27 protein-coding genes and 1 riboswitch are annotated in these 26,453 nt (G+C 68.1%); of the genes, 13 read left to right on the forward strand and 14 right to left on the reverse strand.

The genetic code is table 11. From position 1 onward, the window contains the following. Positions 1–71: 71 nt before the first annotated feature. The 3 genes from E2F46_RS11405 to E2F46_RS11415 all read right to left on the reverse strand — a co-directional run bounded on the left by E2F46_RS11405 (position 72) and on the right by E2F46_RS11415 (position 2,456). Positions 72–806, reverse strand: coding sequence for an ABC transporter ATP-binding protein (locus E2F46_RS11405; protein ID WP_133322209.1), 735 nt, complete (start codon positions 804–806; stop codon positions 72–74). Positions 807–942: 136 nt separating this feature from the next. Further along, on the reverse strand, positions 943–1,155 hold the full coding sequence (locus tag E2F46_RS11410; protein ID WP_133322210.1) for a hypothetical protein: 213 nt from the start codon (positions 1,153–1,155) through the stop codon (positions 943–945). A gap of 2 nt (positions 1,156–1,157) precedes the next feature. Further along, a complete protein-coding gene (locus tag E2F46_RS11415) occupies positions 1,158–2,456 on the reverse strand; it encodes an efflux RND transporter periplasmic adaptor subunit (RefSeq protein WP_133322211.1) in 1,299 nt (432 codons plus the stop codon). 192 nt (positions 2,457–2,648) lie between these two features. Between E2F46_RS11415 and glmS the strand changes: the two genes are divergently transcribed. Next, positions 2,649–4,478 (forward strand): glutamine--fructose-6-phosphate transaminase (isomerizing), encoded by a 1,830-nt coding sequence (gene glmS / locus E2F46_RS11420; protein ID WP_133322212.1) that lies wholly within the window; start codon positions 2,649–2,651, stop codon positions 4,476–4,478. A 63-nt stretch (positions 4,479–4,541) separates the two neighbouring features. On the opposite strand, the gene E2F46_RS11425 is transcribed toward glmS, so the two are convergent. Further along, complete coding sequence (locus E2F46_RS11425; RefSeq protein WP_133322284.1) at positions 4,542–5,459, reverse strand: LysR substrate-binding domain-containing protein; 918 nt, start codon at positions 5,457–5,459, stop codon at positions 4,542–4,544. Positions 5,460–5,646: 187 nt separating this feature from the next. Here E2F46_RS11425 and E2F46_RS11430 point away from each other — a divergent pair, with 187 nt between their 5' ends. Together E2F46_RS11430 and E2F46_RS11435 are read left to right on the forward strand one after the other, a co-directional pair. Beyond that, a complete protein-coding gene (locus E2F46_RS11430; RefSeq protein ID WP_133322213.1) occupies positions 5,647–6,348 on the forward strand; it encodes a pirin family protein in 702 nt (233 codons plus the stop codon). Between the two features lie 75 nt (positions 6,349–6,423). Next, on the forward strand, positions 6,424–6,861 hold the full coding sequence (locus tag E2F46_RS11435) for a DoxX family protein (protein WP_133322214.1): 438 nt from the start codon (positions 6,424–6,426) through the stop codon (positions 6,859–6,861). A 161-nt stretch (positions 6,862–7,022) separates the two neighbouring features. On the opposite strand, the gene E2F46_RS11440 is transcribed toward E2F46_RS11435, so the two are convergent. Beyond that, on the reverse strand, positions 7,023–7,373 hold the full coding sequence (locus E2F46_RS11440; protein ID WP_133322215.1) for a hypothetical protein: 351 nt from the start codon (positions 7,371–7,373) through the stop codon (positions 7,023–7,025). A 407-nt stretch (positions 7,374–7,780) separates the two neighbouring features. Here E2F46_RS11440 and E2F46_RS11445 point away from each other — a divergent pair, with 407 nt between their 5' ends. The 4 genes from E2F46_RS11445 (at position 7,781) to gph (ending at position 11,138) form a co-directional block, all read left to right on the forward strand. Beyond that, on the forward strand, positions 7,781–8,182 hold the full coding sequence (locus E2F46_RS11445) for a BON domain-containing protein (protein ID WP_133322216.1): 402 nt from the start codon (positions 7,781–7,783) through the stop codon (positions 8,180–8,182). Positions 8,183–8,371: 189 nt separating this feature from the next. Further along, positions 8,372–8,878 carry a hypothetical protein gene (locus E2F46_RS11450; RefSeq protein WP_133322217.1) on the forward strand — a complete coding sequence of 169 codons (507 nt, stop codon included), beginning with the start codon at positions 8,372–8,374 and terminating at the stop codon, positions 8,876–8,878. A 92-nt stretch (positions 8,879–8,970) separates the two neighbouring features. After that, positions 8,971–10,095, forward strand: coding sequence for a DNA polymerase IV (gene dinB / locus E2F46_RS11455; protein WP_133322218.1), 1,125 nt, complete (start codon positions 8,971–8,973; stop codon positions 10,093–10,095). Positions 10,096–10,466: 371 nt separating this feature from the next. Then, entirely contained in the window at positions 10,467–11,138 is a 672-nt protein-coding gene (gph, locus tag E2F46_RS11460; protein ID WP_133322219.1) for a phosphoglycolate phosphatase, read from the forward strand. A gap of 54 nt (positions 11,139–11,192) precedes the next feature. Here gph and btuB read toward each other — a convergent pair whose 3' ends face one another. The 3 genes from btuB to E2F46_RS11475 form a co-directional block, all read right to left on the reverse strand. Next, positions 11,193–13,067, reverse strand: a complete 1,875-nt coding sequence (gene btuB, locus E2F46_RS11465) for a TonB-dependent vitamin B12 receptor (RefSeq protein ID WP_133322220.1) — start codon at positions 13,065–13,067, stop codon at positions 11,193–11,195. A gap of 129 nt (positions 13,068–13,196) precedes the next feature. Further along, a riboswitch (cobalamin riboswitch) is annotated at positions 13,197–13,429 on the reverse strand. A gap of 25 nt (positions 13,430–13,454) precedes the next feature. Next, a complete protein-coding gene (locus tag E2F46_RS11470) occupies positions 13,455–13,841 on the reverse strand; it encodes a TfoX/Sxy family protein (protein ID WP_133322221.1) in 387 nt (128 codons plus the stop codon). Further along, complete coding sequence (locus E2F46_RS11475; RefSeq protein ID WP_133322222.1) at positions 13,838–14,320, reverse strand: GAF domain-containing protein; 483 nt, start codon at positions 14,318–14,320, stop codon at positions 13,838–13,840. The genes E2F46_RS11470 and E2F46_RS11475 overlap by 4 nt, the downstream gene beginning before the upstream one ends. 40 nt (positions 14,321–14,360) lie before the next feature. Here E2F46_RS11475 and E2F46_RS11480 point away from each other — a divergent pair, with 40 nt between their 5' ends. From E2F46_RS11480 to E2F46_RS11500, 5 genes are all read left to right on the forward strand, one after another. After that, positions 14,361–15,134, forward strand: coding sequence for a TMEM175 family protein (locus tag E2F46_RS11480; protein ID WP_133322223.1), 774 nt, complete (start codon positions 14,361–14,363; stop codon positions 15,132–15,134). Then, positions 15,131–15,808 carry a dethiobiotin synthase gene (gene bioD, locus E2F46_RS11485; RefSeq protein ID WP_133322224.1) on the forward strand — a complete coding sequence of 226 codons (678 nt, stop codon included), beginning with the start codon at positions 15,131–15,133 and terminating at the stop codon, positions 15,806–15,808. Before E2F46_RS11480 ends, bioD begins: the two co-directional genes overlap by 4 nt. 69 nt (positions 15,809–15,877) lie before the next feature. After that, positions 15,878–16,693, forward strand: a complete 816-nt coding sequence (locus tag E2F46_RS11490; RefSeq protein ID WP_133322225.1) for an SDR family oxidoreductase — start codon at positions 15,878–15,880, stop codon at positions 16,691–16,693. 9 nt (positions 16,694–16,702) lie between these two features. After that, positions 16,703–17,095 carry a DoxX family protein gene (locus E2F46_RS11495; protein ID WP_133322226.1) on the forward strand — a complete coding sequence of 131 codons (393 nt, stop codon included), beginning with the start codon at positions 16,703–16,705 and terminating at the stop codon, positions 17,093–17,095. 82 nt (positions 17,096–17,177) lie between these two features. Continuing rightward, positions 17,178–18,398: an acetylornithine transaminase gene (locus E2F46_RS11500; RefSeq protein WP_133322227.1), complete on the forward strand. Its 1,221-nt coding sequence runs from the start codon at positions 17,178–17,180 to the stop codon at positions 18,396–18,398. 830 nt (positions 18,399–19,228) lie between these two features. On the opposite strand, the gene E2F46_RS11505 is transcribed toward E2F46_RS11500, so the two are convergent. The 4 genes from E2F46_RS11505 to thiE form a co-directional block, all read right to left on the reverse strand. After that, positions 19,229–21,475 carry a TonB-dependent receptor family protein gene (locus tag E2F46_RS11505; protein ID WP_133322228.1) on the reverse strand — a complete coding sequence of 749 codons (2,247 nt, stop codon included), beginning with the start codon at positions 21,473–21,475 and terminating at the stop codon, positions 19,229–19,231. 176 nt (positions 21,476–21,651) lie between these two features. Beyond that, positions 21,652–22,266, reverse strand: a complete 615-nt coding sequence (locus E2F46_RS11510; RefSeq protein ID WP_133322229.1) for an HAD-IA family hydrolase — start codon at positions 22,264–22,266, stop codon at positions 21,652–21,654. A gap of 6 nt (positions 22,267–22,272) precedes the next feature. Then, complete coding sequence (gene hemL / locus E2F46_RS11515; RefSeq protein WP_133322230.1) at positions 22,273–23,565, reverse strand: glutamate-1-semialdehyde 2,1-aminomutase; 1,293 nt, start codon at positions 23,563–23,565, stop codon at positions 22,273–22,275. Positions 23,566–23,650: 85 nt separating this feature from the next. Next, positions 23,651–24,304 (reverse strand): thiamine phosphate synthase, encoded by a 654-nt coding sequence (gene thiE / locus E2F46_RS11520; protein WP_133322231.1) that lies wholly within the window; start codon positions 24,302–24,304, stop codon positions 23,651–23,653. A gap of 23 nt (positions 24,305–24,327) precedes the next feature. Here thiE and E2F46_RS11525 point away from each other — a divergent pair, with 23 nt between their 5' ends. Beyond that, positions 24,328–24,558 carry a rubredoxin gene (locus tag E2F46_RS11525; RefSeq protein WP_133322232.1) on the forward strand — a complete coding sequence of 77 codons (231 nt, stop codon included), beginning with the start codon at positions 24,328–24,330 and terminating at the stop codon, positions 24,556–24,558. A 16-nt stretch (positions 24,559–24,574) separates the two neighbouring features. Here E2F46_RS11525 and E2F46_RS11530 read toward each other — a convergent pair whose 3' ends face one another. Further along, positions 24,575–25,420 carry a SirB1 family protein gene (locus E2F46_RS11530; protein ID WP_133322233.1) on the reverse strand — a complete coding sequence of 282 codons (846 nt, stop codon included), beginning with the start codon at positions 25,418–25,420 and terminating at the stop codon, positions 24,575–24,577. Between the two features lie 53 nt (positions 25,421–25,473). Next, positions 25,474–25,926 carry a DUF192 domain-containing protein gene (locus E2F46_RS11535; RefSeq protein WP_133322234.1) on the reverse strand — a complete coding sequence of 151 codons (453 nt, stop codon included), beginning with the start codon at positions 25,924–25,926 and terminating at the stop codon, positions 25,474–25,476. Positions 25,927–26,453 lie beyond the last annotated feature (527 nt).

Consider the following 26,453-nt stretch of genomic DNA (forward strand, 5'->3'; position numbering starts at 1 on the left):
GGCCCGCCGATGGGTTCCGGGGAATGCGAGGGAGGCGACGGATGCGAGTGGATGGCGGGTCGAGACCCGCCCTATGCGTTCGTTGTGGTTTCGGCGTCGATGCGCGCGGCACTGGCCGCCCGCGTCAGGCTCGGTTCGACCGACAGGTCGGTGGCCATGCCGTCGACGATGTGCACGTTGCGCTGCGCGCGCGCGGCCAGTTCCGGATCGTGCGTCACCATCACGATGGTGATGCCCTTGGCGTTGATGTCCTCCAGCAACTCCATCACGCTGCGCGCCATCTGCGAGTCGAGGTTGCCCGTGGGTTCGTCGGCCAGCAGCAGGCGCGGCGATCCGGCCAGTGCGCGCGCGATCGCGGCACGCTGCTGTTGCCCGCCCGACAGTTCCGCCGGGTAGTGCTTCATGCGCGAGCCCAGGCCCACCTGCGACAGCGCCTCCTCGATGCGTAGCTTGCGCTCGCTGGACGGCAGGCCGCGGTAGCGCAGCGGCACGTCGCAGTTGTCGAACAGGTTGAGGTCGGGGATCAGGTTGAAGCTCTGGAAGATGAAGCCGATCTTCTCGTTGCGCAGGCGCGAGCGTGCGTTGTCGTTGAGGCCCTTGACGTCGACGCCATCGAGGTGGAACTCGCCGCCGGTGAAGGTTTCCAGCAGGCCGGCGATGTTGAGGAAGGTCGTCTTGCCCGAGCCCGAGGGGCCGGTGACGGCGACGAACTCGCCTTCATTGACGTGCAGGTCCAGCGACCGCAACGCGTGGGTTTCGACGAGTTCGGTGCGGTAGACCTTGTTGACCTGGCGCATGTCGAGCATGGCGGGATTCCTTGGGCTGGAAGGGCGTGTGGATGGTGGGGAAGGAGAAGCATCCCGGCCTGCGGTACCGGCTGGCGTGGACCCTGGAGAGAGAGAGGCGACGGTTCCGCGCAGTGCACGCCGGGATGCAAGGGAGTCAGCGCACGTTGAAGGGCGCGTGCAGCATGGGTGCGTGGAAGTACCCGGCGGCGCGGCGCGGCTTGCGCACGTCGCGGTTGGCGACGGCGACGCGGCCGAGGTCGCGCTCACGATCGAAAGCCAGCAGTTGCGACAGGCGCGGCGGCACGGCGTCGGCCAGTTGCTGGGCATTCCAGTGCACGGTGGCGGGGAAGTGGGCGAAGGCGTTCATGGTCAGTTTCCCGAGATGCGGACGCGGTCCGCGGTGTTGGCGAATTGGTCGGTGCCGGAAATCACGATGCGCTGGCCGGCGTCCAGCCCGGAGACGATTTCGACGGCGTTGAGGCTGCTGGCGCCGACCTGGATCGGGCGGCGCTCCGCGGTGTTGCCGGTGAGCACCCAGGCGAAGCGGCCGCCATCCTGCTCGAGGAACGGGCCACGCTCGACCATCAGCACGTCTTCGCGCGTGTCCAGCACGATGCGCGCGGACAGGCGCTGGTTCTGGCGCAGGTTGGGCGGCTGCTGGCCGTCGTCGAAGCGCAGGCGCGCGGTGACTTCGCCATTCACGACTTCCGGCGACACGGCCGAAACCTGCGCGCCGTAGCGGGTGCCGGTGCTGGTGACCTGCGCCGGCACGCCGATGGCGAGGTCGCGGGCGAAGCTTTCCGGCACGCGGATCTCCACCTCGAACACGCTGAGGTCGATCACGCTCAGGATCGGTGCGTTGATCGCGACGTTGGTGCCCTGCGCGATCTGCACCTGGCCGACCTGTCCGTCGAACGGCGCGCGCAGGGTCAGCGCAGCCACCTGGCGCTGCAGTTCGGCGACCACCGCGGCCTGGCGCTCGGCCATCAGTCGCTTGTTGCGCGCATCGATGCCGGCACCCCGACCCTGCAGCGAGAAATCCTGCCGTGCGGCGGCCAGGCCCAGCTCGGCCTTCTTCATCCCGTCCAGCGCGCGGTCGTACTCGTTCTTCGACACCGCGCCGCCCTCGTAGGCACGCTGGTAGCGTTCCACGTCGCGCTGCGCCGCGGTGTGGTCGATCTGCGCCTGGTCCAGCAGCTTCTGCGCATCGGAGCGGGTCAGCTGCGCGTCGAGCATCGCGCGGTTGGCCTCTCCCTGCAGGCTGGCGAGCGTGGATTCCTCCTGCACCAGCCTGCTCCGCAGCTCGGGGCTGTCGATGACCGCCAGCTCCTGGCCTTGCTCCACCACGTCGCCGGCCACCACCTTCAGCGCCACGGTGCCACCGGCGATCGCGTAAAGGGTCGGGCTGTTGGCGGTGATCACGCGCCCGTCGGCGGTGATGTCGCGCACCAGGTCGCCGCGCTTGACCTCGGCGATGCGCACGCGCGAGGCATCGAACGACTGGCTGCCGCCGGTCCATGCCGAGACCAGCCAGGCGCCGAGCAACAGCACCGCCAGTCCCGCAACGCCGCCCAGCAGCCAAAGCTTGCGCTTGCGGCGACCCAGCGTGGCCGAGGACAGCGCCTGGTCCTGGGCGGAGGTGTCGCGGATGCGGTTGGGGTTGTCCATGGGCTCGTCTGGGATGTGCGCGGATTGCGATGGGTTGCACTGGTGTCGAACGCAATTCGCGTGCCAACGCACAAGACGTTGATTCAAAAGAAGATTTGCGGCGCGGACAGTGTCCGTCCGGACAGTCCGGGTGTCCGGACGGACACCCGATTCCCGTAAACTTGGGCGCCAGACAAGGGAGTTGCCGGACGCATGTGTGGAATCGTTGGCGCGATCGCCGGTCGCGATGTGGTGCCCGTCCTCATCGAAGGACTGAAACGGCTGGAGTACCGGGGCTACGATTCGGCCGGCATCGCGCTGGTCGAAGGCGACGACGTGCGCCGCGTGCGACGCACCGGGCGCGTGTCGGAAATGGAGGCCGCCGCGCAGGCCGAGGGCGTGCACGCCACCCTGGGCATCGGCCACACCCGCTGGGCCACGCACGGCGGCGTCACCGAGGCCAACGCGCATCCGCACATCAGCCATGGCGTGGCGCTGGTGCACAACGGCATCATCGAGAACCACGATGCACAGCGCGCGCGCCTGCAGCAACTTGGCTACGGCTTCGAATCGCAGACCGATACCGAGGTCATCGCGCACCTCATCCACCACTACCTCAAGCAGGGCGACGACCTGCTGGCCGCGCTGCAGCGCGCCGTCAAGGAACTGCATGGCGCCTACGCGCTGGCCGTGGTGAGCCGCAAGGAGCCGGGCCGGATGGTGGTGGCGCGCATGGGCTGTCCGCTGCTGGTCGGGTTGGGCGAGGGCGAGAATTTCGTCGCCTCCGACGTGTCCGCGATCATCCAGTCCACGCGCCGCGTGATCTTCCTGGAGGAAGGCGATACCGCCGAACTGACGCGCGAATCCGTGCGCGTGTTCGACGGCGACGGCAGCGAAGTGCAGCGCGACGAGCATCTGTCCGACGTGTCGCTGGCCTCGCTGGAACTCGGCCCGTACCGGCACTTCATGCAGAAGGAGATCCACGAGCAGCCGCGCGCACTCGGCGACACCATCGAAGCGGTGATCGACGCCGGCGGCTTCGACCCGGCGCTGTTCGGCGCCAACGCCGCCGACGTGCTGCAGGGCGTGGAAGGCGTGCAGATCCTCGCCTGCGGCACCAGCTTCTATGCCGGCTCGGTGGCGCGCTACTGGATCGAGGCGATCAGCGGCCTGCCATGCAGCGTCGAGATCGCCAGCGAATACCGTTACCGCAGCGCGGTGGCCAACCCGAAGCACCTGGTGGTGACCATCTCGCAGTCGGGCGAAACGCTCGACACCATGGAAGCGCTGAAATACGCCAAGTCGCTGGGGCACGACAGGACGCTGTCGATCTGCAACGTGCCGGAAAGCGCCATCCCGCGCGCCAGCAAGCTGGTGTTCTACACCCGCGCCGGCGCCGAGATCGGGGTGGCCTCCACCAAGGCCTTCACCACGCAACTGGTGGCGCTGTTCGCGTTGGCCGCGACGCTGGCGAAGTCGAACGGCCGCCTGGACGATGCGCGCGAGGCCGTCTTCATGGACGACCTGCGCCACCTGCCCGGCAGCGTGCAGCACGCGTTGAACCTCGAACCGCAGATCGCGTCATGGGCCGAGAAGTTCGCGCCGAAGCAGCATGCGCTGTTCCTCGGCCGCGGCGTGCACTACCCGATTGCGCTGGAAGGCGCGCTCAAGCTCAAGGAAATCTCCTACATCCACGCCGAGGCGTACCCGGCGGGCGAACTCAAGCACGGCCCGCTGGCGCTGGTGGATGCCGACATGCCGGTGGTGGTGATCGCGCCCAACGATGGCTTGCTTGAGAAGGTGAAGTCGAACATGCAGGAAGTCCGTGCGCGCGGCGGCGAGCTGTTCGTGTTCACCGATGCCGACAGCAACTTCGGCGAGTCCGAGGGGGTGCACGTGATCCGTACCCCGCGCCACGTTGGCGTGCTCAGCCCCATCGTGCACACCATCCCGGTGCAGATGCTGGCCTACCACGCGGCGCTGGCGCGCGGCACCGATGTCGACAAGCCGCGCAACCTCGCCAAGTCGGTGACGGTGGAGTAGTCCGGGGTATCGGCGCTCCGCCTCCCGGCGAAGGCGCGCCATCGCGGTCATGCCGACGCGGCATCAGCCGCCGCAGATCGCCGCCATCAGCCGCGCACGTACGGCGGCATCGCGGAAGCGCGCGCGCCACCAGTCCAGGGCCGCGCCGGATTCATCCGAACGCCAGGCCACGTGGAAGGTTTCCGGCGCGCGTGGTTCTTCCACCTGTTTCCCGACCAGGCGGCCCGTGGCGATGGCGGGCCGCGCCAGCACGTCCGGCAGGAAGCCGAACCCCGCGCCCGCCAGCTGGAACTGCAGCTTGCTGTGCATGTCCGGCACGGTCAGCGTGTCCTGGCCGAACAGCAGGCCGACGGTACGCGGCGGCAGGCGCCTCGCCGAATCCGCCACCGCCACCGCGCGGTGCGGCTGCAGGTCGGCCTTGCCCAGCGGGCGGTCGATGGACGCCAGCGGGTGCGCCGGTGCGACCGCGAACACGAAATCGATCGTTCCGATCACCTCGGACACGTATCCGCCACCGCCCGGGCCTTCGCCGGCGGCGAGCACGATGTCGATGCGTTCGTCCAGCAGTGCCTCCCACGCGCCGGACAGCGCCTCGTGCACGATGCGCAGGCGGGTGCCTTGTGCCAGTGCATGGAAAGCGGCGATGTCCTCGTGCAGTGCGATCGGCGGGAACGAGGAATCCAGGCCGATGCCGAACTCGGTTTCCCATCCCGAGGCCACGCGGCGCACGCGCTGCTCGAGGTCGCCGGCGGCCTTGAGCAGGTGGCGGCCTTCGCGCAGCAGTTCGTGGCCGGCCGCGGTCAACGCCACCCGCGGCCCCATCCGTTCGAACAACTGCACGCCCAGTGCGTCCTCCAGCGTCGACACGGTGTAGGAGATCGTGGACGGCACCCGGAACAGTTCCTTCGCCGCCCCCGAGAACGAACCGCGGCGATCGATGGCATCCAGTACCTGAAGCGCGTCGAGGCTGATCCTGAGCATCCCGGTGTCCCGCTCGCGGGGCAATGGTCCCGCCATGTTCGAAATTATCGATGATAAATCTGCAAAAAGCTCGCTTTCCAAGCGCGGGATGCTGGCGCAGACTGCACTCCAGCCGACAGAACAAGGTGATTCGCGTAGCTTCAAGGCCGCCCGGCCACTGTCGACAGAATCGAAACAGGAGCTTGCCATGCATCAGATCCGCAAAGCCGACGACCGGGGCCCCGCCGAGCACGGCTGGCTGTCGTCCCGCCACAGCTTCTCCTTCGGCCACTACCACGACCCCGCGCACATGGGCTTCGGCCCGCTGCGGGTGATCAACGAAGACAAGGTGCAGCCGGGCATGGGGTTCGGCACGCACGGGCACCGGGACATGGAGATCATTTCCTACGTGCTCGACGGCGCGCTGGAGCACAAGGACAGCCTGGGCACCGGTTCGGTGATCCGCTATGGCGACGTGCAGCGCATGAGCGCAGGCACCGGCGTGCAGCACAGCGAGTTCAACCATTCCCGCACCGACAAGGTGCACTTCCTGCAGATCTGGATCATCCCCGATCGCACCGGCATCGAGCCCAGCTACGAGGAGAAGCATTTCGATGCCGCCTCCAAGCGCGGAAAGCTGCGGCTGATCGCCTCCAGCGATGCCCGCGACGGTTCCGTGCGCGTGCACCAGGACGTCTCGCTGTTCGCCTCGATCCTCGATGGCGACAACCGGCTGGAGCATCCGCTGGCCGCAGGGCGGCTGGGCTACGTGCATGTCGCCCGCGGCAGCGTGACCGTCAATGGCATCGCGCTGGACGCCGGCGACGCGCTGAAGCTCGCCGACGAGGACGCCGTGGTGCTCGAACGCGGTACGGACGCTGAAATCCTGCTGTTCGATCTTCCCCGCTGATTCCACCGGGCGCTGTGCATTGGCCGACGTGCCCAACCCTCCCCAACACGCAACCCCCTTGCAAATGGACATCCCATGAACACCTTCAACCAATCGCTCTCGTTCGCGGCCCGCCGGCTCGCACCGGCCATGGTCGGCCTGCTGTTCCTCGTGGCCGGCTACAACAAGATCGGCGGCTTCGACCATGTCGCAGGCTGGATGGCGGCCTCCGGCCTGCCTGCCGCCTCGCTGCTGCTGGTGCTGACCATCGCACTGGAAATCGGCGCGGGCCTGATGCTGATCGTCGGCTTCAGGACCCGCTGGGCAGCGTTGGCGCTGGCCGCCTTCCTGGTGCCGACCACGGTCATCTTCCACGGCTTCTGGAGTGCCGAGGCTACGCAGGTGCAGGAGCAGCTGACGGCGTTCCTGAAGAACCTCGCCATCCTCGGCGCGACGCTGATGATCGCCGCGCAGCCGCAGGCCGCGACGGCGAATGCACCGACCGGTGTGCGTCCGGCGGCGGGCATTGCCTGAAGCTGGCTTCGGATGCCGCGTGCTTGCACGTAGCCAAAAGGCGAAGGCCGGCGTGATTGCCGGCCTTCGTGCATCTGTCATCGAACGCAAGTTTGGTTGGGCAGGCCGGACGACCGGCTATCCAACCGCATTGCAAGCGACGTGCAGCCGGTTTGCGCGGGTCAGTTCGCGGGCGGCGGCGTGGTCGGTGCCGGATCGTCGGTCATCGGTGGCTCCGGCGGCGGCAGCGGCTGGGTTTCGTCGATCACCGGCGGCGTGGCCATTTCGGCCTGGCGGCGCAGGCATTCGTCCAGCTCGGTGCCCATCAGTCCGGCACAGGGATCCATTTCCTGCATCGGTGCCGGCGGCGCCATGGTGTCGACCGGATCGGCGGGCGGCATCGTCGTCGCATCGTCGGTCGGCGCCATCAGCGTGTCGTCGGTGCGCTGCTGGCACGCGGTCGTGGCGAACACCAACGCGAGTGCGGCAATCAGGGGTTTGAACGGGATCAATCGAGTTTTGATGGTTTTCATGCGGTCGACTCCTTCAGGTCCTTCAGGCGAGGCTGGTCGCCCCGGGACAAGGTCGCAAAGCGCACGCTGCGCAAGCGTGAAAGAAGTAGGCGCGGTACTTCACGCCTCGACAACGGAATGCACGCAAGCCGGCGCCCATGAATGCGCCAGGCGCGGTGCAGCGGCTGGTTCCGGGCGCGTCGGATGACGGGTGCGCATTCATCCGCGCAACGCCCTCGGCATGTCGACGCCGCGATCACGCCAGCTACGCGCCGCGTTCACCGGGTGCTGCGTAACGTCGCCTTACGGACCAGGGATGCATCGCGGTATCGCACCGGTCGCATCCCTGCACCAGGCGACCAACGATCCATCCATTCCCAACGCGCTGGACTCAAGCCAGACACAACGAGACAGACAGGAGCTACGCCATGAACCTCCGCAACCGCCGCAACCGCCGCAACCGCAAGGCCATCAACCGCGTCCTCATCACGTCGCTGCTGGCCGCAGCCGTTGGCCTCGCCCATGCCAATGCCCAGGCGCAGGATGCCAGCGAGCACCACGATGCCACGCACGGTGAGTCCGAGCAGCCGGCCGGCGATACCTGGATCACCACCAAGGTGAAAGCCTCGTTGCTGGCCAACCAGGATGTGTCGGGGCTCGACATTTCGGTCGAGACCGTCAATGGCGTCGTCACCCTCACCGGTGAAGTGGATACGCAGGCAGAAGCGGATCGCGCCGTTGCCGTCGCTGGCGAGATCGAAGGCGTCACCCGCGTCGACGCAAGCGGCATCACGGTTCGAGGTGGAGAGACTGCACGCAACGAGCGATGAGCTGCGGATCGCGAAGGCATGGACGCCGGCCCACCGGCGTCAGGACAAGGATCCAGTGACCTGCCGCCATGGAGGGTGGCACTGCCCCCTGGTCCTGACGTCACTGCCTCGTGCGAAACGCGCAAGCCGCACCAAGTTGTGCCGGTAGTCCGGACGACTCTTCTTCCAAGCCGCAAGGAGGCTACTCAAATGACACACAAGCGTGTTTACAGCGCATCCACCGGCGAGCAGGTCGTGCGCGCCGTGGACCTGGCGCGTGCAAGCGGTCTGGATGAGGACGAAATCTCGTTGATCGCGCGTTCCGACATCGAGCTGGAAGCGATCCCCGATGCGTTCAAGTCAGCCGAAACCGACATGGTGCCGGCAGCCACGCGCGGCGCAGGCTACGGTGCCGTTGCCGGGACCTTGGCCGGCCTGGCCGCGTCCACGTTCCCACCGCTTGGGTTGACGCTGGCCGGGGCGATGCTGGGCGGTGGTGCCGCGGGTGCCCTGGTGGGCTCCTGGGCGTCCGCACTCGTCGGCGCATCATTGCCGGACCCGGTCCGCCGGCAGTTCGAGGCGGAGATCGAGGCTGGGCGCATCCTGGTGGTCATCGATGCCGATGACGAGCACCAGGTGCTGCTTGCCCCGCAGTTCGCCGACGCCGGGCTGGCGCGGCTGGAATACGAGGACAGCGTGGCCGCTGCAGCAGACTAAGGCCATCCGGGCCAAGGCCATTCTCCGGAGGCGCTGTGGCTGCGCGTCCTCCATCTTGTGGCGAAGCACGGAGCAGCGGGATCATGCGAGGCATGAATCCGCGCAAGATCCTTCACATCGACATGGATGCGTTCTACGCGTCGGTCGAGCAGCGCGATGATGCGTCGCTGCGCGGCCGCCCCGTCGTCGTGGCATGGCGCGGCGCCCGTTCGGTGGTCTGCGCCGCGTCATACGAGGCGCGCAGGTTCGGGGTGCGTTCGGCCATGCCGGCGTTGCGAGCGGAGCGTCTTTGCCCGGACGCGATCTTCGTGCCGCCGGACTTCCCGCGCTACAAAGCCGCCTCGCGCCAGATCCGCGACATCTTCCTCTCGCATACCGACCTGGTGGAGCCGGTGTCGCTGGACGAGGCGTACCTCGACGTCACCGTGCCGAAGATCGCCTCGCCCAGCGCCACCGCGACGGCTGAGGCGATCCGGACGCGCATCCGCGAGGAAACGCAGCTCACCGCGTCGGCAGGGGTGGCGCCGAACAAGTTCATCGCCAAGATCGCCTCGGACTGGAACAAGCCCGACGGCGTCTTCGTGGTCAAGCCGACGCAGGTGCAGGCTTTCCTGACGCCGCTTCCGGTGGCCAGGATCCCGGGCGTTGGCAAGGTGATGCAGGCGAAGCTGGCGGACATGGGCATCGCCACCGTCGGCGACCTGCGCGCCTTCTCGTTGCAGGACCTGCAGCAGCGCTTTGGCAGCTTCGGCGTGTCACTGCACCGGCGCGCGCGCGGCATCGACGAGCGCCCGGTGGAGCCGGACCAACCCGTCCAGTCGATCTCGGCCGAAGATACCTTCGCCACCGACCTGCCGCTCGGGGAACTGGAGCCGCACATCCGTCGCATCGCGGAGAAGGCATGGACCGCCACGCGCAGGACCGATCGCGTGGGCCGCACCATCGTGCTGAAGCTCAAGACCGCGCAGTTCCGCATCCTGACCCGCAGCTTCACGCCCGAGTCGCCGCCGGTGTCTCTGGAGGCGTTCACCGCGATCGCGCTGTCGCTGCTGGCGCGGGTGGAGTTGCCCGAATCCACGCGCTATCGGCTGGTGGGCGTTGGCCTGTCGGGCTTTCGCGAACGCGACGAGGTAGCGATGCAGGCGGCGCTGTTCGATGGCGATCGAGCGGGAGGTACGCATGCGCTGGTTCACGAGGAATCCTCTGGAAAGCCCTAGCATGTAAAGGGAATCCCGATCGGCGTGATCGATGCTTCGCCGCCCCTTGTCCGCCCTGCGGGCCTTCTCCCGGAGGGATGGAACAAGAAGCCCCTCTCCCTTCGGGGCGAAAGCGCACGGTTTGCGCGCCATTGGCGCGCGTGCGCAGGAGCGCCCGTGCCACTGGCGCGGGCCGGGGCGCGGAGCGGGGGGTTGGGGGTGAGGGGCGGCGAAGCGACCAAAGCGCCGATCGCCACGGCCCTGTCGCGAGATGCGCCAACCGAAACATCCCCCTTCGCAACTTCTGCTTTCCACGTGGAAGCGTCGCCGTGCGCGCAGGGCCGCATCGACGCCACTGGCTACACTGTGCTCCCCCACGGATCGCCAACCCGATGCCATCTCCCCTGCGTGCCGCGCTGTTCGATCTGGACGGCACCCTCATCGACAGCGCCACCGGCATTGCCAGTGCGCTCAACCACACGCTGCAGGCCCTTGGCCATGCCCCCGAACCGGAAACCCTGATCCGCACCTGGATCGGCGATGGCGCCCGACAGCTGTTGCGGCAGGGCCTGCAGCATGCCGGCGGTGACCTGCCCGACGGCGAAGCCTTCGAGTCGGCCTATGCCTTGCTGATGCGGCACTACGCCGACTCGCTACCGCTGCAGGCGCGCGCCTATCCGGGCGCCGAGGACGCGCTGCAGGGCCTGCATGCGCGTGGCGTGCGCGTGGCGCTGTGCACCAACAAGCCGCAGCGCTTCATCGCGCCACTCTTCGAGGCGTTGGGCTGGAACGACCTGTTCGATGCCGTGGTCGGGGGCGACACGCTGCCGGTGCACAAGCCGGATCCGGAACCGCTGTGGCACATCGCGCGCGGGTTCGGGATCGATCCCGCGCAAAGCGTGATGGTCGGCGACTCGCGCACCGACGCCGAGGCGGCGCGTGCGGCCGGCATGCCGCTGGTGCTGGTGGACTACGGCTACCGCCGTGGCTACGACCTGCAGACAGCGGGTGCGCTGCAGGTCACGGCGGACCTGCGCAGCCTGCTCGATCTTGCCGTGGAATGAGGCAACCGGCGCTCGGGTCGATGGCGTGGGCCGTCGCCATCGACCCGCGCACCGTCAGTCGCGCGCCTGGTAACGCAGGCTCAGGCCGTACTCGCGACCGGGCTGGTTGTACCAGGCGATGGTTTCGTAGTCGCGATCGAAGACGTTGGTGGCGCGCGCCTGCAGGGTCCACTGCGGGTTGATCGCGTATTCCACCCGCAGGTCGAGCGTGCCGTAGCCGGACAGGCGCACGCTGTTGGCGGCATTGTCGAAGCGGTGGCTGGCACCGAAGCCGGTGGCGCCCACGCGGAATGCACCAAAGGCGCGGTCGATGTCCACGCGCGCGGTGTTGCGCGAGCGCCTCGGCAGCAGGTTGCCGTCGTTCGCGCCCGTCGTGCGATTGCGCGGATCGGTATGGCTGAGCTGGGTGGACAGGTCGAAGCCCGCCAGTGACGTGGCGAACGTCGTTTCCGCGCCGCGGATGCGCGCTTCCTCGATGTTGCCCGGCATCCAGTTGGCGTCCAGCGCCACCAGGTCGTCGATGCGGGTTTCGTAGGCGTTGAAGGTCCAGTTCCAGCCTTCGGCGTACTGCGACACGCCCAGGTTGAACGTCTTCGACTGCTCCGGCAGCAGGTCGGGATTGCCGGAGAACGGGAAGTACAGGTCGTTGAACGAGGGAGCGCGGAAGCCCGTGCCCGCGCTGGCGGTGAGCTGCATGCCGTTGCCGAAACCGTAGCCCCAGCCGAGGTTGCCGGTGACGTGGTTGCCGAACTGTTCGTTGTCGTCGTTGCGCACGCTGGCCTGCACGCGTTGCGCGCCGAAGTGGCCCTGGTAGCCGACGAACACGCCGGTGTTGTCGCGGCGGTCCACGTCGAAGTCGGTGGTGCTGGTGATCTCGTCGCGCAGCCAGTCGGCCCCGGCGGTCAGCAGGTGGGCCCGGCCGAGCTCGAAGTCGCCCTGCAGCGAGGCGCTGTCGCGCCGGGTGTCGAAGGTGCTGACGAAGCTGCGCGTGCCGGCGGTGGCATCGGCAAAATAGTTGTCCGACCGGTCCGCAGTGCGCCCGAGCTGCAACACCACGCGCGCCGCATCCGACGGCGTCCAGGTCGCCTTGCCGCCGAGGACGCGCTGCAGGTTGTCGGCCTCGTTGCCGCCGAACACCGTGCCGTCGAACTCGTTGAAACTGTCGGCATTGAGGAAGTGGCCTTCCACGCTGAACGCCGGCGACAGCTGCAGGCCGCCGCGCAGGTTCAGCGACAGGTTGCGATAGCCGTCCAGGTCCGGCTCGTCGGCGAAGCAGCCCTGGAACAGCGTGCCCGAACCGCGGCAGGCATTGATGCCGCCGGTCGAACGATAGGCGGCGTCGGCGCCGACCCAGCCGCGCTCGCCGCCATGGCTGAAACCGCCGCTGTATTCGCGCAGGTCGTGGCTGCCGCCGCCGATGCGGAAATGCCGAGACAGGCCGGCGCCACCGCGGCGGGTGAAGATCTGGATCACGCCGCCGATGGCTTCCGAGCCGTACAGGCTGGAACGCGGACCGCGCACGATCTCGACGCGTTCGATCTGGTCGAGCGGCAGGTCCTGGAACGCCGCGAGGCCCGCGGTGGCCGAGCCGATGCGCACGCCATCCACCAGCACCAGTACGTGGTCGGCCTCGGTGCCGCGCAGGTTGAAGCCGGTCAGCTTGCCGGCGCCACCCTGGTTGGTGAAGCCGATGCCCGCGCGGCCCTTGAGCAGGCCGACGAGGTCGCGCGCCTGGCTGCGCTCGATTTCCTCGAGTTCGATCACTTCGACCGGCGCAAGGCTGTCGCGCACCCGCACTTCGGTGCGGGTGCCGGTCACCACCACCTGGTCGAGGTCGGTGGCGTCGAAGGATTCGGCCGAGGCGGCCAACGGGAGGGAGGCGGTGGGGACGAGCAGGGCGGCCGCGATGGCCAGGGACAGGCGTGACATGGGCGATCTTCTCCGTCGCGTGCACCCGCGCACGCGGTGGGTTGCGGGAATCGCGACGGGAAGGGACGGGCTGCGTGGGCCGCGCGGGCAGGCGTCGGCATCATCGCCGCCACGACGCCCTCCGCATCGCAACCAGTGGGCTTCGTGGCCGGTCTCCGGACTCGCGCGCTGAGCAGGGTGCTCCGGCCGTCGCGCCTTCCCATGCCCATCGGCACAGTGGCGGTTGCGTCGGCCTGACGCGCTTACCGTTGCGGGGGCAGTGCCGGACTGGACGCGTCGCGCGATGCGACGGCGTTGTCACCGGCTTCCCGTTTCAGCCCTTGGACGTATGTCCGCGGGCCACCTCGAAGCAGGCGGCATTGTAAGCCAACTGCCGTGGGGGATGCCTCAGTCGTCGCCGCTGCCGCTGCCACCCGGATCGTCGAGGAACCCGAATACAGGCGCGGCCGGGTGCTCTTCCTGCACCTGGGTGTGGGTAACGGGCGCGGCGGCGGGACGGCCGCGCGGCGGTGGCAGCAGCGCGGTGGCGGCTTCGGCCGCTTCCACCAGTTCGGCGCGACGTGCTTCGGGCACCTCCTGCCAGTGGCAGTCCTGCAGCGCGCCTTCCAGCGCGTACAGCATGTTGAGGCTGGGCTTGAAGCCGGCGCGGCGCACGCGCATGAAGGCATCGACGGGGCCGGCGGCTTCCAGGTCCTCGCGCGTGCGCAAGCCCACCTGGCGCAGCCAGGCAGCGGATTTGGGGCCGATGTTGCGCAGCTTGAGGGGGGCGGTCATTGAAGCGCCTCGACGTAGATGGCAGCGATGGTTTCGATCCCCCGTTGGTCTTCAACGTCGAAACGCGCCAATTCCGGACTGTCGAGGTCCAGCACGCCGACCAGTTCGCCGTCGCGCACCAGCGGCACCACCAGCTCCGAGCGCGAGGCCGCGTCGCAGGCGATGTGGCCCGGGAACGCGTGCACGTCCTCGATCCGTTGCGCCTGGCGCGTCGTGGCGGCTGCGCCGCACACGCCCTTGTCCAGCGGGATGCGCACGCAGGCGGGCAGGCCCTGGAACGGGCCGACCACCAGCTCGGTCCCGTCGAAGAAGTAGAAGCCCGCCCAGTTCAGCGCGGGCAGCGCGTGGTAGAGCAGGGCGGACAGGTTGGCGGCATTGGCGATGCGGTCGGGCTCGCCGGCCAGCAGGGCGCGCGCCTGCGCGGCGAGCTGGGCGTATTGCGCGGGCTTGTCGCCGCTTAGACTGGTGGCGGTGAACATCGCTGCAGTGTAGCAGCGGCCCCTGCGGACGGAGGACACGATGCACCCGGATGCAAAGACGGATCGGGACGCCGCCGGTTTCCGGTTGCGCGGCGCGCAGGTCACGCGCCTCGAGACCTTCGTGGATGCCGCATTTGCGTTCTCGCTGACCTTGCTGGTCATCTTCACCAACGACCTGCCGCAGACCGTGGCCGAGCTGCGCGAGGCGCTGGGGCGGGTGCCGACGTTCGTCGCGTGCTTCGCGGTGCTGATGATGTTCTGGGCGGCGCACAACCGCTGGAGCCGGCGCGCCGGCCTGGAAGACGGCAAGGCGACCGTGCTCAGCCTGGCCTTCGTGCTGGTGGTGATGGTGTACGTGTATCCATTGCGCATGGTGATGTCGAGTTTCCTCTCGCTGCTTACCGGCGGGTGGGTGCCGAACGAACTCGGCTTCGCGGACGGCGCGTTGATGCGCGACCTGCAGACCGCGTTCATCGTCTACAGCATCGGTTTCGGCCTGCTGGCATGGCTGCTGTGCCTGCTCAACGCGCATGCCTTGCGCCGCGCCGACGCGCTTGCGCTGGACGCCAACGAGCGCCACGTGCTGCGCACCGAACTGGGGTCGCACCGCATCCTCGCCCTCGTCTCGCTGGCGGCGCTGCTGGCCGCATCCGCGCTCTATGTCTTCGACCCCGTGTTTTCCGACGCATGGCGCGCGCTGGGCGGCCTGCCGATGTGGGCCTACGCGACGCTGGGCCTGTGGATGCCGTGGTACCACGTGCGCCGCGAGCGCTTGCGACTTGCATTGTCGACGCGCGAGGCGGACGCGGCATGAGCCGCACATGGCTGGTCACCGGCACCGACACCGGCATCGGCAAGACCTTCGCGACGACCTCGCTGCTGCACGCGTTGCGCCGCCAGGGCTTGCGCGCAGCCGGCATGAAGCCGGTCGCCGCCGGTTGCGACGCCACGCCGTCCGGCTGGCGCAACGAGGACGCGCTGGCCCTGCAGTCGGCCAGTGAACCGCAGCCCGCCTACGACGACGTCAATCCGTTCGCGCTGCCCGCAGCGACCGCGCCACAGCTGGCGGCGCGCGATGCCGGTATCGATGTCGCACTGCCGGCCATGCGCGCGGCGCATGCGCGACTCGCCGCGCATGCCGACGCGGTGGTGGTGGAGGGCGCCGGCGGCTGGGCCGCGCCGTTGGGCGACGGCATCGAACATGCCGACCTGGCCCGTGCGCTGGATGCCGGCGTGGTGCTGGTGGTCGGCCTGCGCCTGGGCTGCCTGAGCCATGCGCGACTGACCGCGCGCGCCATCGATGCCGAGGGCTGTCGCCTGGTCGGCTGGATCGGCAATCGCGTCGATCCAACGTTCGACCGCGTCGACGACTACCTCGACCTGTTGCGAGATGCCCTGGCGGCACCGTGCCTGGGCGTGTTGCCGCACGATCCCGCGGGCGATGCGCGCCTGGCGTCGGCGTGCCTGCGGCCGCCAGCACCGGCCTGAGCGGCGCGTCCGGCAGGCTCGTCCGCTCGCGCGCCTTCTACAATGCGCCGCATCCAACAGGAGAATGCGATGTCGCTGTCCGGCAAAACCCTCTTCATTACCGGCGCCTCGCGCGGGATTGGCCTGGCGATCGCGCTGCGTGCCGCGCGTGATGGCGCCAATGTCGCCATCGCCGCGAAATCGGACGTGCCCAATCCGAAACTGCCCGGCACCATCCACAGCGCGGCGAAGGCGGTGGAAGAGGCGGGCGGCCGCGCGCTGGCGATCAAGTGCGACATCCGCGAGGAGGCCGAGGTGAAGGCGGCGATGGCGAAGACGGTCGAGACGTTCGGCGGCCTCGACATCCTGGTCAACAACGCCAGCGCCATCTGGCTGCGCGGTGCGCTGGACACGCCGATGAAGCGCTTCGACCTGATGCAGCAGGTCAACGCACGTGGCAGCTTCCTGTGCGCGCAGGTGGCGATGCCGCACCTGCTGAAGGCAGGCAATCCGCACATCCTCACGCTGGCGCCGCCGCCGTCGCTCGACCCGAAGTGGTGGGCGCCGCACACCGGCTACACCCTGGCGAAGATGGGCATGAGCTTCGTCACCCTCGGGCTGGCGGCGGAATTCCACGACCAGGGCGTCGCCATCAACGCGTTGTGGCCGCGCACCCTGATCGCCACCGACGCACTCAACATGATTCCCGGCGTGGACAGCGGCAACGGCCGTTCGCCCGCGATCATGGCCGATGCCGCGCATGCGGTGCTGACGCGCCCGGCGGCGGGCTTCACCGGACACTTCCTGATCGACGACGAAGTGCTGGCCGACGCCGGCGTGACCGACCTGTCGCATTACGCCGTCGACCCGACGAAGCCGCTGCTGCCCGACCTGTTCCTGGACTGAGCGATCCCCATGTCGACGGCCTCCGCATCCTCTGCCCGCCAGTCGCTGGCGCTGATCCGCGTCGGGCTGGCGACCTTGCTCTTCGTGCATGGCATCGCGCGGGTCTACCACGATGCGGTCACGCCCTTCGGCGCCTTCCTCGACAATCGCGGATTCCCGTTCGGGCTTGGTTTCGCCTGGGCGGTGACGCTGTTGGAACTGTTTGCAGCGCCCCTGTTGGCCTGGGGGCGATGGGTGGCGCCGATCGCGCTGGTGTTCGCCGGGGTCTATGCCTGCGGGATCTGGCTGGTGCACGCGTCGTCGGGCTGGTTCGTGGTCGGCCTGGGGCGCAACGGCATGGAGTACAGCGTGCTGATCATCACCTGCCTGCTGGCCCTGGCCTGGGCGCATCGCGGGCGCTAGCGCGGGCCGACGCGGCCGGCGGCGTGCACGTGGCGCCCCGCTTGCGCACAATGGCCGCTTCCCTCCGCCCATCCCAAGCAACATGTCGAACATCGCCCACCTGCTGGCCCTCGGCCGCGACGTCTACCTGCCGGTGTACCGCCCGCGCGAAGTGATCCTCGAGCGCGGCCAGGGTGCACGCGTCTGGGACAGCGAAGGCCGCGAGTACATCGATCTGTCGGCCGGCATTGCCGTCTGCGGCCTGGGCCACAACGATCCCGACCTGGTGGCGGCGCTGACCGGACAGGCCGGCAAGCTGTGGCACACCAGCAATGTGTTCTACAGCGAACCGCCGTTGCGGCTGGCCGAGGAACTCGCCGCCGCCTCGCGCTTCGCCAGGCGCGTATTCCTGTGCAATTCCGGCGCCGAGGCCAATGAAGCCGCGATCAAGCTGGTGCGCAAATGGGCGTCGGCGCAGGGCCGCACGCCGGACAGGCGCGTCATCGCCACCTTCCGCGGCAGCTTCCATGGACGCACGCTGGCGGCAGTCACCGCGACCGCGCAACCCAAGTACCAGGAAGGCTACGAACCGCTGCCCGGCGGTTTCCGCTATGTCGACTTCAACGACGTCACGGCACTCGAAATCGCGATGGCCGGCGGCGACGTAGCGGCGGTCATGCTGGAGCCGGTGCAGGGCGAGGGTGGCGTGATGCCGGCCGCGCCCGGGTTCCTGCGCGCGGTGCGCGAGCTGTGCGACCACCATGGCGCGCTGCTGGTGCTGGACGAGATCCAGAGCGGCATGGGCCGCACCGGCACCCTGTTCGCGCACTGGCAGGACGACGTGAAGCCCGACATCGTCACCTTGGCCAAGGCGCTCGGCGGAGGCTTCCCGATCGGCGCGATGCTGGTGGGCGACAAGGCGGCCGAGGCGATGCAGTTTGGCGCGCACGGCACCACCTTCGGCGGCAACCCGCTGGCGGCTGCGGTGGCGCGCGCAGCGCTGCGCAAGCTGTCGTCACCGGCGATCACGCACAACGTCGCGCGGCAATCTGCGGCGCTGCGCGCGGGACTCGACGCGATCAACGCCGAACTCGACCTGTTCACGCAGGTGCGCGGACGCGGCCTGATGCTCGGCGCCGTACTGAAGCCTGCCCATGCCGGCCGCGCCGGCGAGATCCTCGACCTGGCCGCCGCCCAAGGGTTGCTGCTGCTGCAGGCCGGTCCGGACGTGCTGCGTTTCGTGCCGGCGTTGAACATCACCGACGAAGAACTCGCCGAGGGCCTGCGCCGACTCAAGCTGGCACTTGCAGGGATGGCTACTTGATGGATGGGGCGCTTCCGCTGACCGCTGCATTCTTGCTCGCAGTCATTCCGGCAAGCGCTGACGCGTGCAGCCTCGCGACATCGCCTGAATTCACTGCGCAGCCGAGTACAGAATGACGGCTGGTGCCGGCGCATCTCGTCATCCACGAAGTCGGGTTTGTGCCATGGATGGATGGCGATGATTCTTGTGCGGGACTGGGCTATCTCGCAATCGGGATCGGATTGCTTGGTCGATCCGGCCGAGTGGCACGAGAATATGGCTGCCGTGTGCGAGCGATCGACAAGCACGATGCTTCCATATGCGTCCCCGCGTTCGTACTCGGCACCAGTGGATTGGGGCAGCGGGCGACCGTTCATCCAGTGGCGCTGGCGTGGCCTGGCGCCAGGCGCCGATGGACATGTGCGTTGGAGACTTGAAGTGACCCCGGTGTCGCCACCAGGCGTCTACGGTGAGCCGGTGAGGGTTTGTGCATCCACAGACCAGACTTGTCCAGAAGCGGCAGCTGCGAAATCCTGAATCCAAGGGCGCTTGCTGGTCTGGCGAAAAGTGAGGTATCGACGTGTTTGATCGCAGCGAATGCCGGGATCCGGCGCCTTCGCCGAAACGCGAAATGTCTGAGCTTTGGCCGAGAATCCGTGTTCGCCGTGCCTTCTCGCTGCGCGGGCGGTACCCGCCCGCCTCGTCGAGATGACGACATGCTGCCTTACAGGTGTCGCCAGCCTGCCAACGGGCTCGTCCAAGCCAGAGGGCCGAAATGAGAAAACCCCGGCGCATCGGTGCACCGGGGCTCGGAGAGGCAGGCTTGCCTGGGATCGGCGTGGATATGGTGGTCAGAACTTCAACCGCAGCCCCACCGCATAGCCGCGCGGTGCATTGCCGCGTGCGCCGTCCGCGCCGCGGTGGGTGATGCGGCGCTCGTCGAGCACGTTGTCGATGCGCGCATAGACTTCTGCCGTCGACGACAGCGGATAGGCGGCCGCCACGTCCACGGTGAACAGGCTCTGGGTGCGCTGGTAGGTGTCGTCCACGCCAGGACGACCCGCGGTGTTGGTGGTGTATGCGCCGTCGGAGTAGTTCAGCGCCGCATAGGCATTCCAGCCGCCTTCGCCTTCCACGCCCAGCTGCAGTTGGCCGATGTGCTTCGGCGTGTACTCGATCACGTCGCCCTTGAGCACGCTGCCGGTGTCGGAGTCACGGGTGTACTCGCCATCGGTCCAGGTGTAGGCCAGGCGTAGCGGCACGCGGATCGCGCCGTTGTCGTACAGCGTGGCGAAAGCGCCCAGCTCCAGTCCGTACACTTCCTTCGATCCGGTCTGTTCGGTGCCGTCGACCACGCCACCGGAGCACGGATTGGCGACGAGGCAGGTGCGCATGGCGTTGTCGTAGTCGCTCAGGAAGCCAATGGCATCCATCCCGAAGCTGCCGTTGCGATAGCGCACCCCGGCTTCGAAGTTGGTGCTTTCCTCGCCCTTCGTGCCCTCCGCCGATCCGTTGCCCGGAGGCGCGAAGCCCTGGTGCACGCCACCCAGCAGCGTCCAGTTCGCGTTGAGGGCGTAATTGGCGCCAAAGCCGGCGGTGGTCTTGTCGATGCTGTTGCTGTTGCGTGCGGCGATCTGCGCCGGCGTGGCATCGGTGGCGAGGTTGGCGCGGCTGCGGATGCGCTCGTGGCGCAGGATGGGCAGCAGGCTCCAGTTGCCAACCTCGATGCGATCGGCCAGCCATGCCGACCACGCATCGGCATCACCGCGCTGCGGGGTGACGAAGTCCGTGCGCAGGTACACCAGGTCGCCGTTGACCTGGGCGTAGTAGCTGTTCGACCGGCCCTTGTCGACGTTCTTGGTGGTGTCTTCGTGGTAGCGCACGCCCGTGGTCAGTGTGTGCTGCACGTCGCCGGTGGCGAAGCCGTGCTCCAGTTCCACCTTCAGCCCCTTCGACACGAACGCCTGGTGGTTGTGGCCGTAGCGCACGCCGTTGGGGTGCGTGGTGTTGGCGGTGCCCTGCAGGATGCCCTGCAACAGCGCCGCATTGGCGCCGCCGGTGTTGACGATGTCGGTGATGCCGCCGAGGTTGACGCCGTTGACCTGGTTCAGCCGGTCGTAATAGCGGTAGGTGTCCACCAGGTAGGCCGTGGTGGTGAGCCAGGTGCTGTCGGTGAACCCGATCTGGTGCTGCAGGCTGGCCGACTTGCGGCCGCGGTCCATGCGCTCCAGTTCGCTCAGGCCGTAGCGACGGTCGGGGTCCGCTCGGAAATCGGCGTCGGTCAGGCCGAGGTAACTCACCCGCGCGGTTTCCTCGTCGTAGTGCAGCTTCAGGTCCACCTGCTGCGAGAAGCGCGCGTCGGGCGCACTGCTCCAGCGCACCTTGCCGACATATTCGTTGATGTCGTGGCCGGCGCCCAGGTCCGAACGGTCGATGTTGTGGAAGCCATCCCCGCGGTTCTGGTAGGTCTCCAGCAGGAAGCCCCACTGGCCGGCGGTGGTGCCGTAGTAGGCATGCAGCTTGCGCGTGTCGAACGAGCCCAGCTCTGCCTTCAGTTGCCCCTGCGCACTGTCGGGGATCGGCGTGGACAGCAGGTTGACCACGCCCGAAGTGGTGTGCGGGCCGTGCAGCAGGATCTCCGGACCCTTCAGCACTTCCACGCTGGACATGCGGCCGATGTTCGGGAAGTAGTACGCGGAGGTGTTGGCATAGGGCGCCATCGCCGCCGGTACGCCGTCTTCCAGCACCGAGATGCGATCGCTGCGCCCTGACGACGAGGCGCGGATGCTGATGCGCGGGAACACGCCTTCGCCACTTTCCTCGCGGGTGTACACCCCGGGGACGCTGCGCAGGACGTTGTTGACGTTGCCGCGCTCGAACTTGTCCAGCTCGCGCGGGGTGAGCACGTACGCCGAGCCGGTCGAGCTCTGCGGGTCCTCGGGATTGGCGATCACGCGCACGGCATCGAGTTCCTTGACCCGAGCCGCTTCGGCGTCGGTGGCCGTTTCGGCGAAGGCCATGCCAGTGGACAGGATCAGCGCCACGGCAACGGCGGCAGCCAGCGGGGTGGGGCGGGTGGAATGGACTGCTCCGCGCATGCGGGGGATCTCCGGAACGTGGGGTATGGGGTGGCGTCAACGCGCGGGGTCGGCTGCGTACAACGAATTGTAATTGTAATGATATTGATTCCCATTTTGAAGGATCGGTTGCCAAGGGCATGCCCTGGCGGACGCTCGGATGGCTCCGGATGGCCCGCCGGGCGGCCCGAGGGCCGTCAGGCCAGGCCGTGCCGCTTCAGCACGCGCCGCAGCGAGCGGCCGTCCTTCACCGTATCGGCGTGGATCCCCAGCGTCCGCGCGGCCTGCACGTTGGCGAAGCTGTCGTCCACGAACAGGGTGTCGCCGGCCTGCCACCCGAGCCGGTCGAGGGCCCGGCGGAAGACCGCCGGGTCGGGTTTGCGCAGTTGCAGCGCACCGCTGCACAGGATGCGGCCCTCGAACCGGCGGCAGCCAGGGCCGAGGATGCGCGGGATCGCATCCGCCATCAGTCCGCCATTGTTGGTCAGGATGCCCAGCGTGATTTCCGGGGCCAGCCCCTCGACATGGACGAGCACGTCGCGCGCGGCGTCGCTGCCCGCCATCCGTGAAGCGATCCAGTGCGCCTCGTCGACGGGCGCGCCGATGCCGTCGCCCAACCGCGCCAGGTAGGTCGCGGTATCGAGCAGCCCGCTGTCGTACGCCGCTTCAAGCCCTGAAGTGAACAACACCTCGCGCACCCGCTCATGCGCGCAACCGGCGGTGTCGGCCAGGTGCGCGATCCTGCGTTCGTGCCGGTACCGCGCCAGCACCTGGTCGAAGTCGAACAGGACGTGGCGGATGCGCGGTACCACGCGATGTCAGCCGGCAACCACCACCGCGAAGGCCTCGCGCGCTGCGGCCAGCGTGGCATCGACGATGGCGTCATCGTGCGCACTGGACACGAAGCCCGCTTCGAAGGCCGATGGCGCGAGATATACGCCGCGTTCCAGCATGGCGTGGAAGAACCGGTTGAACGCGGCGGTATCGCAGGCCACGGCCTGGGCGTAGGTATCGACCTTGCTGTCGGTGAAGAACAGGCCGAACATCGCGCCCACGGCATTGGTAGTCAGCGCCACGCCGGCCTCGCGCGCGGCGGCTACGAAGCCCTCGCACAGTGCCACGGTGGTCGCGGACAGGCGGTCGTGGAAGCCGGGTTCGGACACGAGGTCCAGCATCGCCAGCCCGGCCGCCATCGCCACCGGATTGCCGCTCAGCGTGCCGGCCTGGTAGATCGGGCCGGCGGGCGCGATCTGCTCCATCAGGTCGCGGCGGCCGCCATAGGCGCCGACCGGCATGCCGCCGCCGATGATCTTGCCGAAGGTGCTCAGGTCCGGCACCACGCCATACAGCGCCTGCGCGCCGCCCAGCGCGACGCGGAACCCGGTCATCACTTCATCGAAGATCAGCAGCGCGCCGTGTCGCGTACACAAGTCGCGCAGGTGCTGCAGGTAGCCTTCGCGCGGCGGCAGGCAGTTCGCATTGCCGACGACCGGCTCGATGATGACCGCGGCGACTTCGCCACCGATGTCCTCGAACAGCTGTGTCGCGCCCTCGAAATCGTTGTAGCTGAGGGTCGCCGTCAGTTCGCTCAGCCCAGCGGGAACGCCCGGCGACGTCGGCACGCCCAGCGTCAGCATGCCGCTTCCGGCCTTGACCAGGAACGAGTCGCCGTGGCCGTGGTAGCAGCCTTCGAACTTCACGATGCGCTGGCGGCCGGTGGCGCCGCGCGCCAGCCGGATCGCCGACAGCGTGGCTTCGGTGCCGGAGTTGACCATGCGCACCATCTCGCATGAGGGCACCAGCCGCGTGATCGTCTCGGCCATGGTGACTTCGGCCGCGCACGGCGCGCCGTACGACAGCCCGTCGCGGATCGCGCGTTCCACTGCTTCACGGACCTTCGGGTGGTTGTGCCCCGTGATCATCGGTCCCCACGAGCCCACGTAGTCGATATAGCGGTTGCCATCCACGTCGTACAGGTACGCGCCGTCCGCGCGCTGCACGAAGAACGGCTCGCCGCCCACGGACTTGAATGCGCGCACCGGCGAATTGACGCCGCCGGGGATCAGCGCCTTCGCGCGGTTGAACAGGGCGTGGGAGCGGTCGTGGTTCATCGTGGTCCTTCGGTCCGCCGCATGCATGCGGCATAGATACTGTGCGGGTTGCGCGATGCTGAAGCCGCGCGATTGTCGTCTGGATCTAGCCGCCGGCCTGCTCGAACACCTTTCGATAGGCCCGCGCGGCTTCCACGGGATCGGGTGCGTCGAAGACGCCACTGACCACGGCGATGTACTCGGCCCCGGCGGCGACCAGCGCGGGGCTATTGTCGGGCGTGATGCCGCCGATGGCCACGCGCGGCAGGCCGAGGTGTGCCGAAGCGCGGAGCAGCGACGGGTCGGCGCGGCGTGCACCCGGCTTGGTGTTGGAGGGAAAAAAGGCGCCGAAGGCAAGATAGCTCGCGCCGGCGCGTGCCGCCGATTCCGCGCGGTCCAGGCGGTCGTAGCACGATGCGCCGAGGATTGCGCGTGGCCCCAGCACTTCGCGCGCCCGTTCCAGGCCGCCATCGTCTTCGCCGAGGTGGGCGCCATCGGCGCCGATCTCCGCTGCCAGCTGCCAGTCGTCGTTGATGACCAGCGGCACACCCCGTTCCCGGCACGTTGCCAACAACGCACGCGCCTGCTCGCCGCGCAGCACGGCGTCCGCCTGCTTGTTGCGGTACTGCAGCAGTGCCGCCTGCGGCAATACCGCGGCAACGCGCGCCAACAGCCTCGTCGTCTCGGGGTCATCCGGCGTGATCAGGTAGAGGCCGCGGCGAGGTAGCGCGTGTGAATGGTCTGGGTGCGATGCGGACAAAAGGTTTCCTGCCACGTGGCGGAATGGGAGAATGCCGGCGGACACCACCGACAGGCCAGCATTATCCGATGAACGAGACCGCCACCGCCTTCCGCACGTGGATGTGCGTCGTCTGCGGCTTCATCTACGACGAGTCGGCGGGCCTGCCCGAGGAAGGCATCGCCCCCGGCACGCGCTGGGAGGACGTACCCGACACCTGGACCTGCCCCGATTGCGGGGTGACCAAGGACGATTTCGAGATGATGGCGCTTTAGAGCCCCTGCATCGGCATCAGTGCAGGCGCGCGCTGCCGCGCCCGGCCGCGATCAACTGCGTGCGCACTTCCCCCGCGTCCGCAGCGTGGGCGTGGCGTGACAGGTACTGCGACAGGTCTTCGAGCGCGCCGGCCAGGTGGCCGATCTGCAGGTACCCCAGGCCACGGTCGCGCAGCGCATCGGCATCCTCGGGGGACAGCTTCAGCACACGGTCGGCGCAGCGGGTTGCGCGCTCCCAGTCCTGCGCATCGCGGTACACGCCGTGCAGATTGCGCAGGACGCGCATCAGGATCGTGCGGTGCGATGCGGGATCAAGGAAGGTCGACAGTGCATCGTCATCCGGCACGTCGCCGCCCAGGTGGGGCTGTGCGCGTTCGCGCAGTTCGTCCACGCCCAGCGGGCGGCCACGATTGAACGGGTCCATCACCAGCACGCCGTCGTCCACCGGCAGGCGAACGAGGAAGTGGCCCGGGAACGACACGCCGTCCAGCGGCACGCCCAGCCGCCGCGAGACCTCCATCTGCACCAGCGCCAGCGAGATCGGATTGCCGAGGCGACGCTCGAACACCTGGTTGAGATAGCTGTTGCGCGGGTCGTAGTACTCGTCGTGGTCGCCGGCGTAGCCGAGTTCCTCGAACAGGTGGCGATTGATCGCCTGCATCTTCAGCGCCGAATGCTCGATCGCGCTGACGGTATTGTGCAGATGCGCGACATGGCCATCGACCACGGCATCGTAACGCCGTGCGTCCAGCGCCGGGTATTCGTCGCGCGCGATCAGCAGCGCGGTGCCGAGCAGCGGCAGCGACGCATCGTCGACGCCCGCGAGCGCATTCCAGTCGGGCAATCCGGAGCGGTCATGCATGGGGCAAGACTGCGCCGCGATTCGCAACGGCGCAAGCCCCGATCCCACCGCAGTCAGCGCCCATGCGGCAATCCCGGCGACAGCACCAGTTCCTCGCCTTCCTCAAGCCCCAGTTTCGCCGCCTGTCCCGCATTGAGCTCCAGTACGTAAAGCGCAGGCGCGCGACTGGGATAGGAAGGACACGCATTCCCCGCCGAGCAGGGCGGTACGTCGCGCTGCTGCGAGACCAGGCGGCGTTGTGCGTCGAAGTAAAGGATGTCCAGCGCGATCCGCGTGTTCTTCATCCAGTACGCCAGCGGCGCCTCGCGGTCATGGATGAAAAGCATGCCCGCGTCGTCCGGCATTGAGTCGCGGAACATCAATCCCTGCGCGCGCGCGGCATCGTCTGCGGCGACTTCAACGGTATAGCGCGTGCCCGCCAGTTCCACCCACGGCGTGCCTGCGCTGGCGCAGCCGGCCATGGCGATCGTCAGGAGGGCGGCGGAGATCAGGGTCTGCAGGCGCATGTTCGGTGTCCGGGACGGTGATGGCCGACCTTCCCCGACGGGCGGCAGGGCGTCAAGGCCATGGGGGGCTTTGCAAAACAGGAACGAACGTGCAGAATGCGCGCCCCGCAACGGCCGGGGCCTGGAAGCGACACCACCCAGGCCCACGGGACCCGAAAAAATCTTCGAAAGAAGGTATTGACGGTCCGGAAAAACGGGCTAGAATGTGCGGCTCACTTCGACGAAACGCCTTCGGGCGGCAAGCTGAAGCGAAGTCAACAAAGCCTTCACGGGGTGTTGACGAAAGCAAAAACCGCGCTATCATGTGCGGCTCCCTTCGGCGAAACGCCAGCGGGACAGGAGACGAGGCGCTGAGGCCTGTTTCCAGGATCTTTGACAGTGTGCGCAGGTGACTTGTGCGGGCGTCTGGCTGGTGGATGGTTGTCCATCTTGCAGACGTTCGTAACAGAGCAACAAGTCAATTCAAATGCAGAAATGCAAGCGAGTGATTCGAGCTCGGGACGACGACTGCACTCAAAGTAATTTGG

Source organism: Luteimonas aestuarii (genome assembly GCF_004357985.1).
Taxonomy (GTDB): domain Bacteria; phylum Pseudomonadota; class Gammaproteobacteria; order Xanthomonadales; family Xanthomonadaceae; genus Luteimonas; species Luteimonas aestuarii.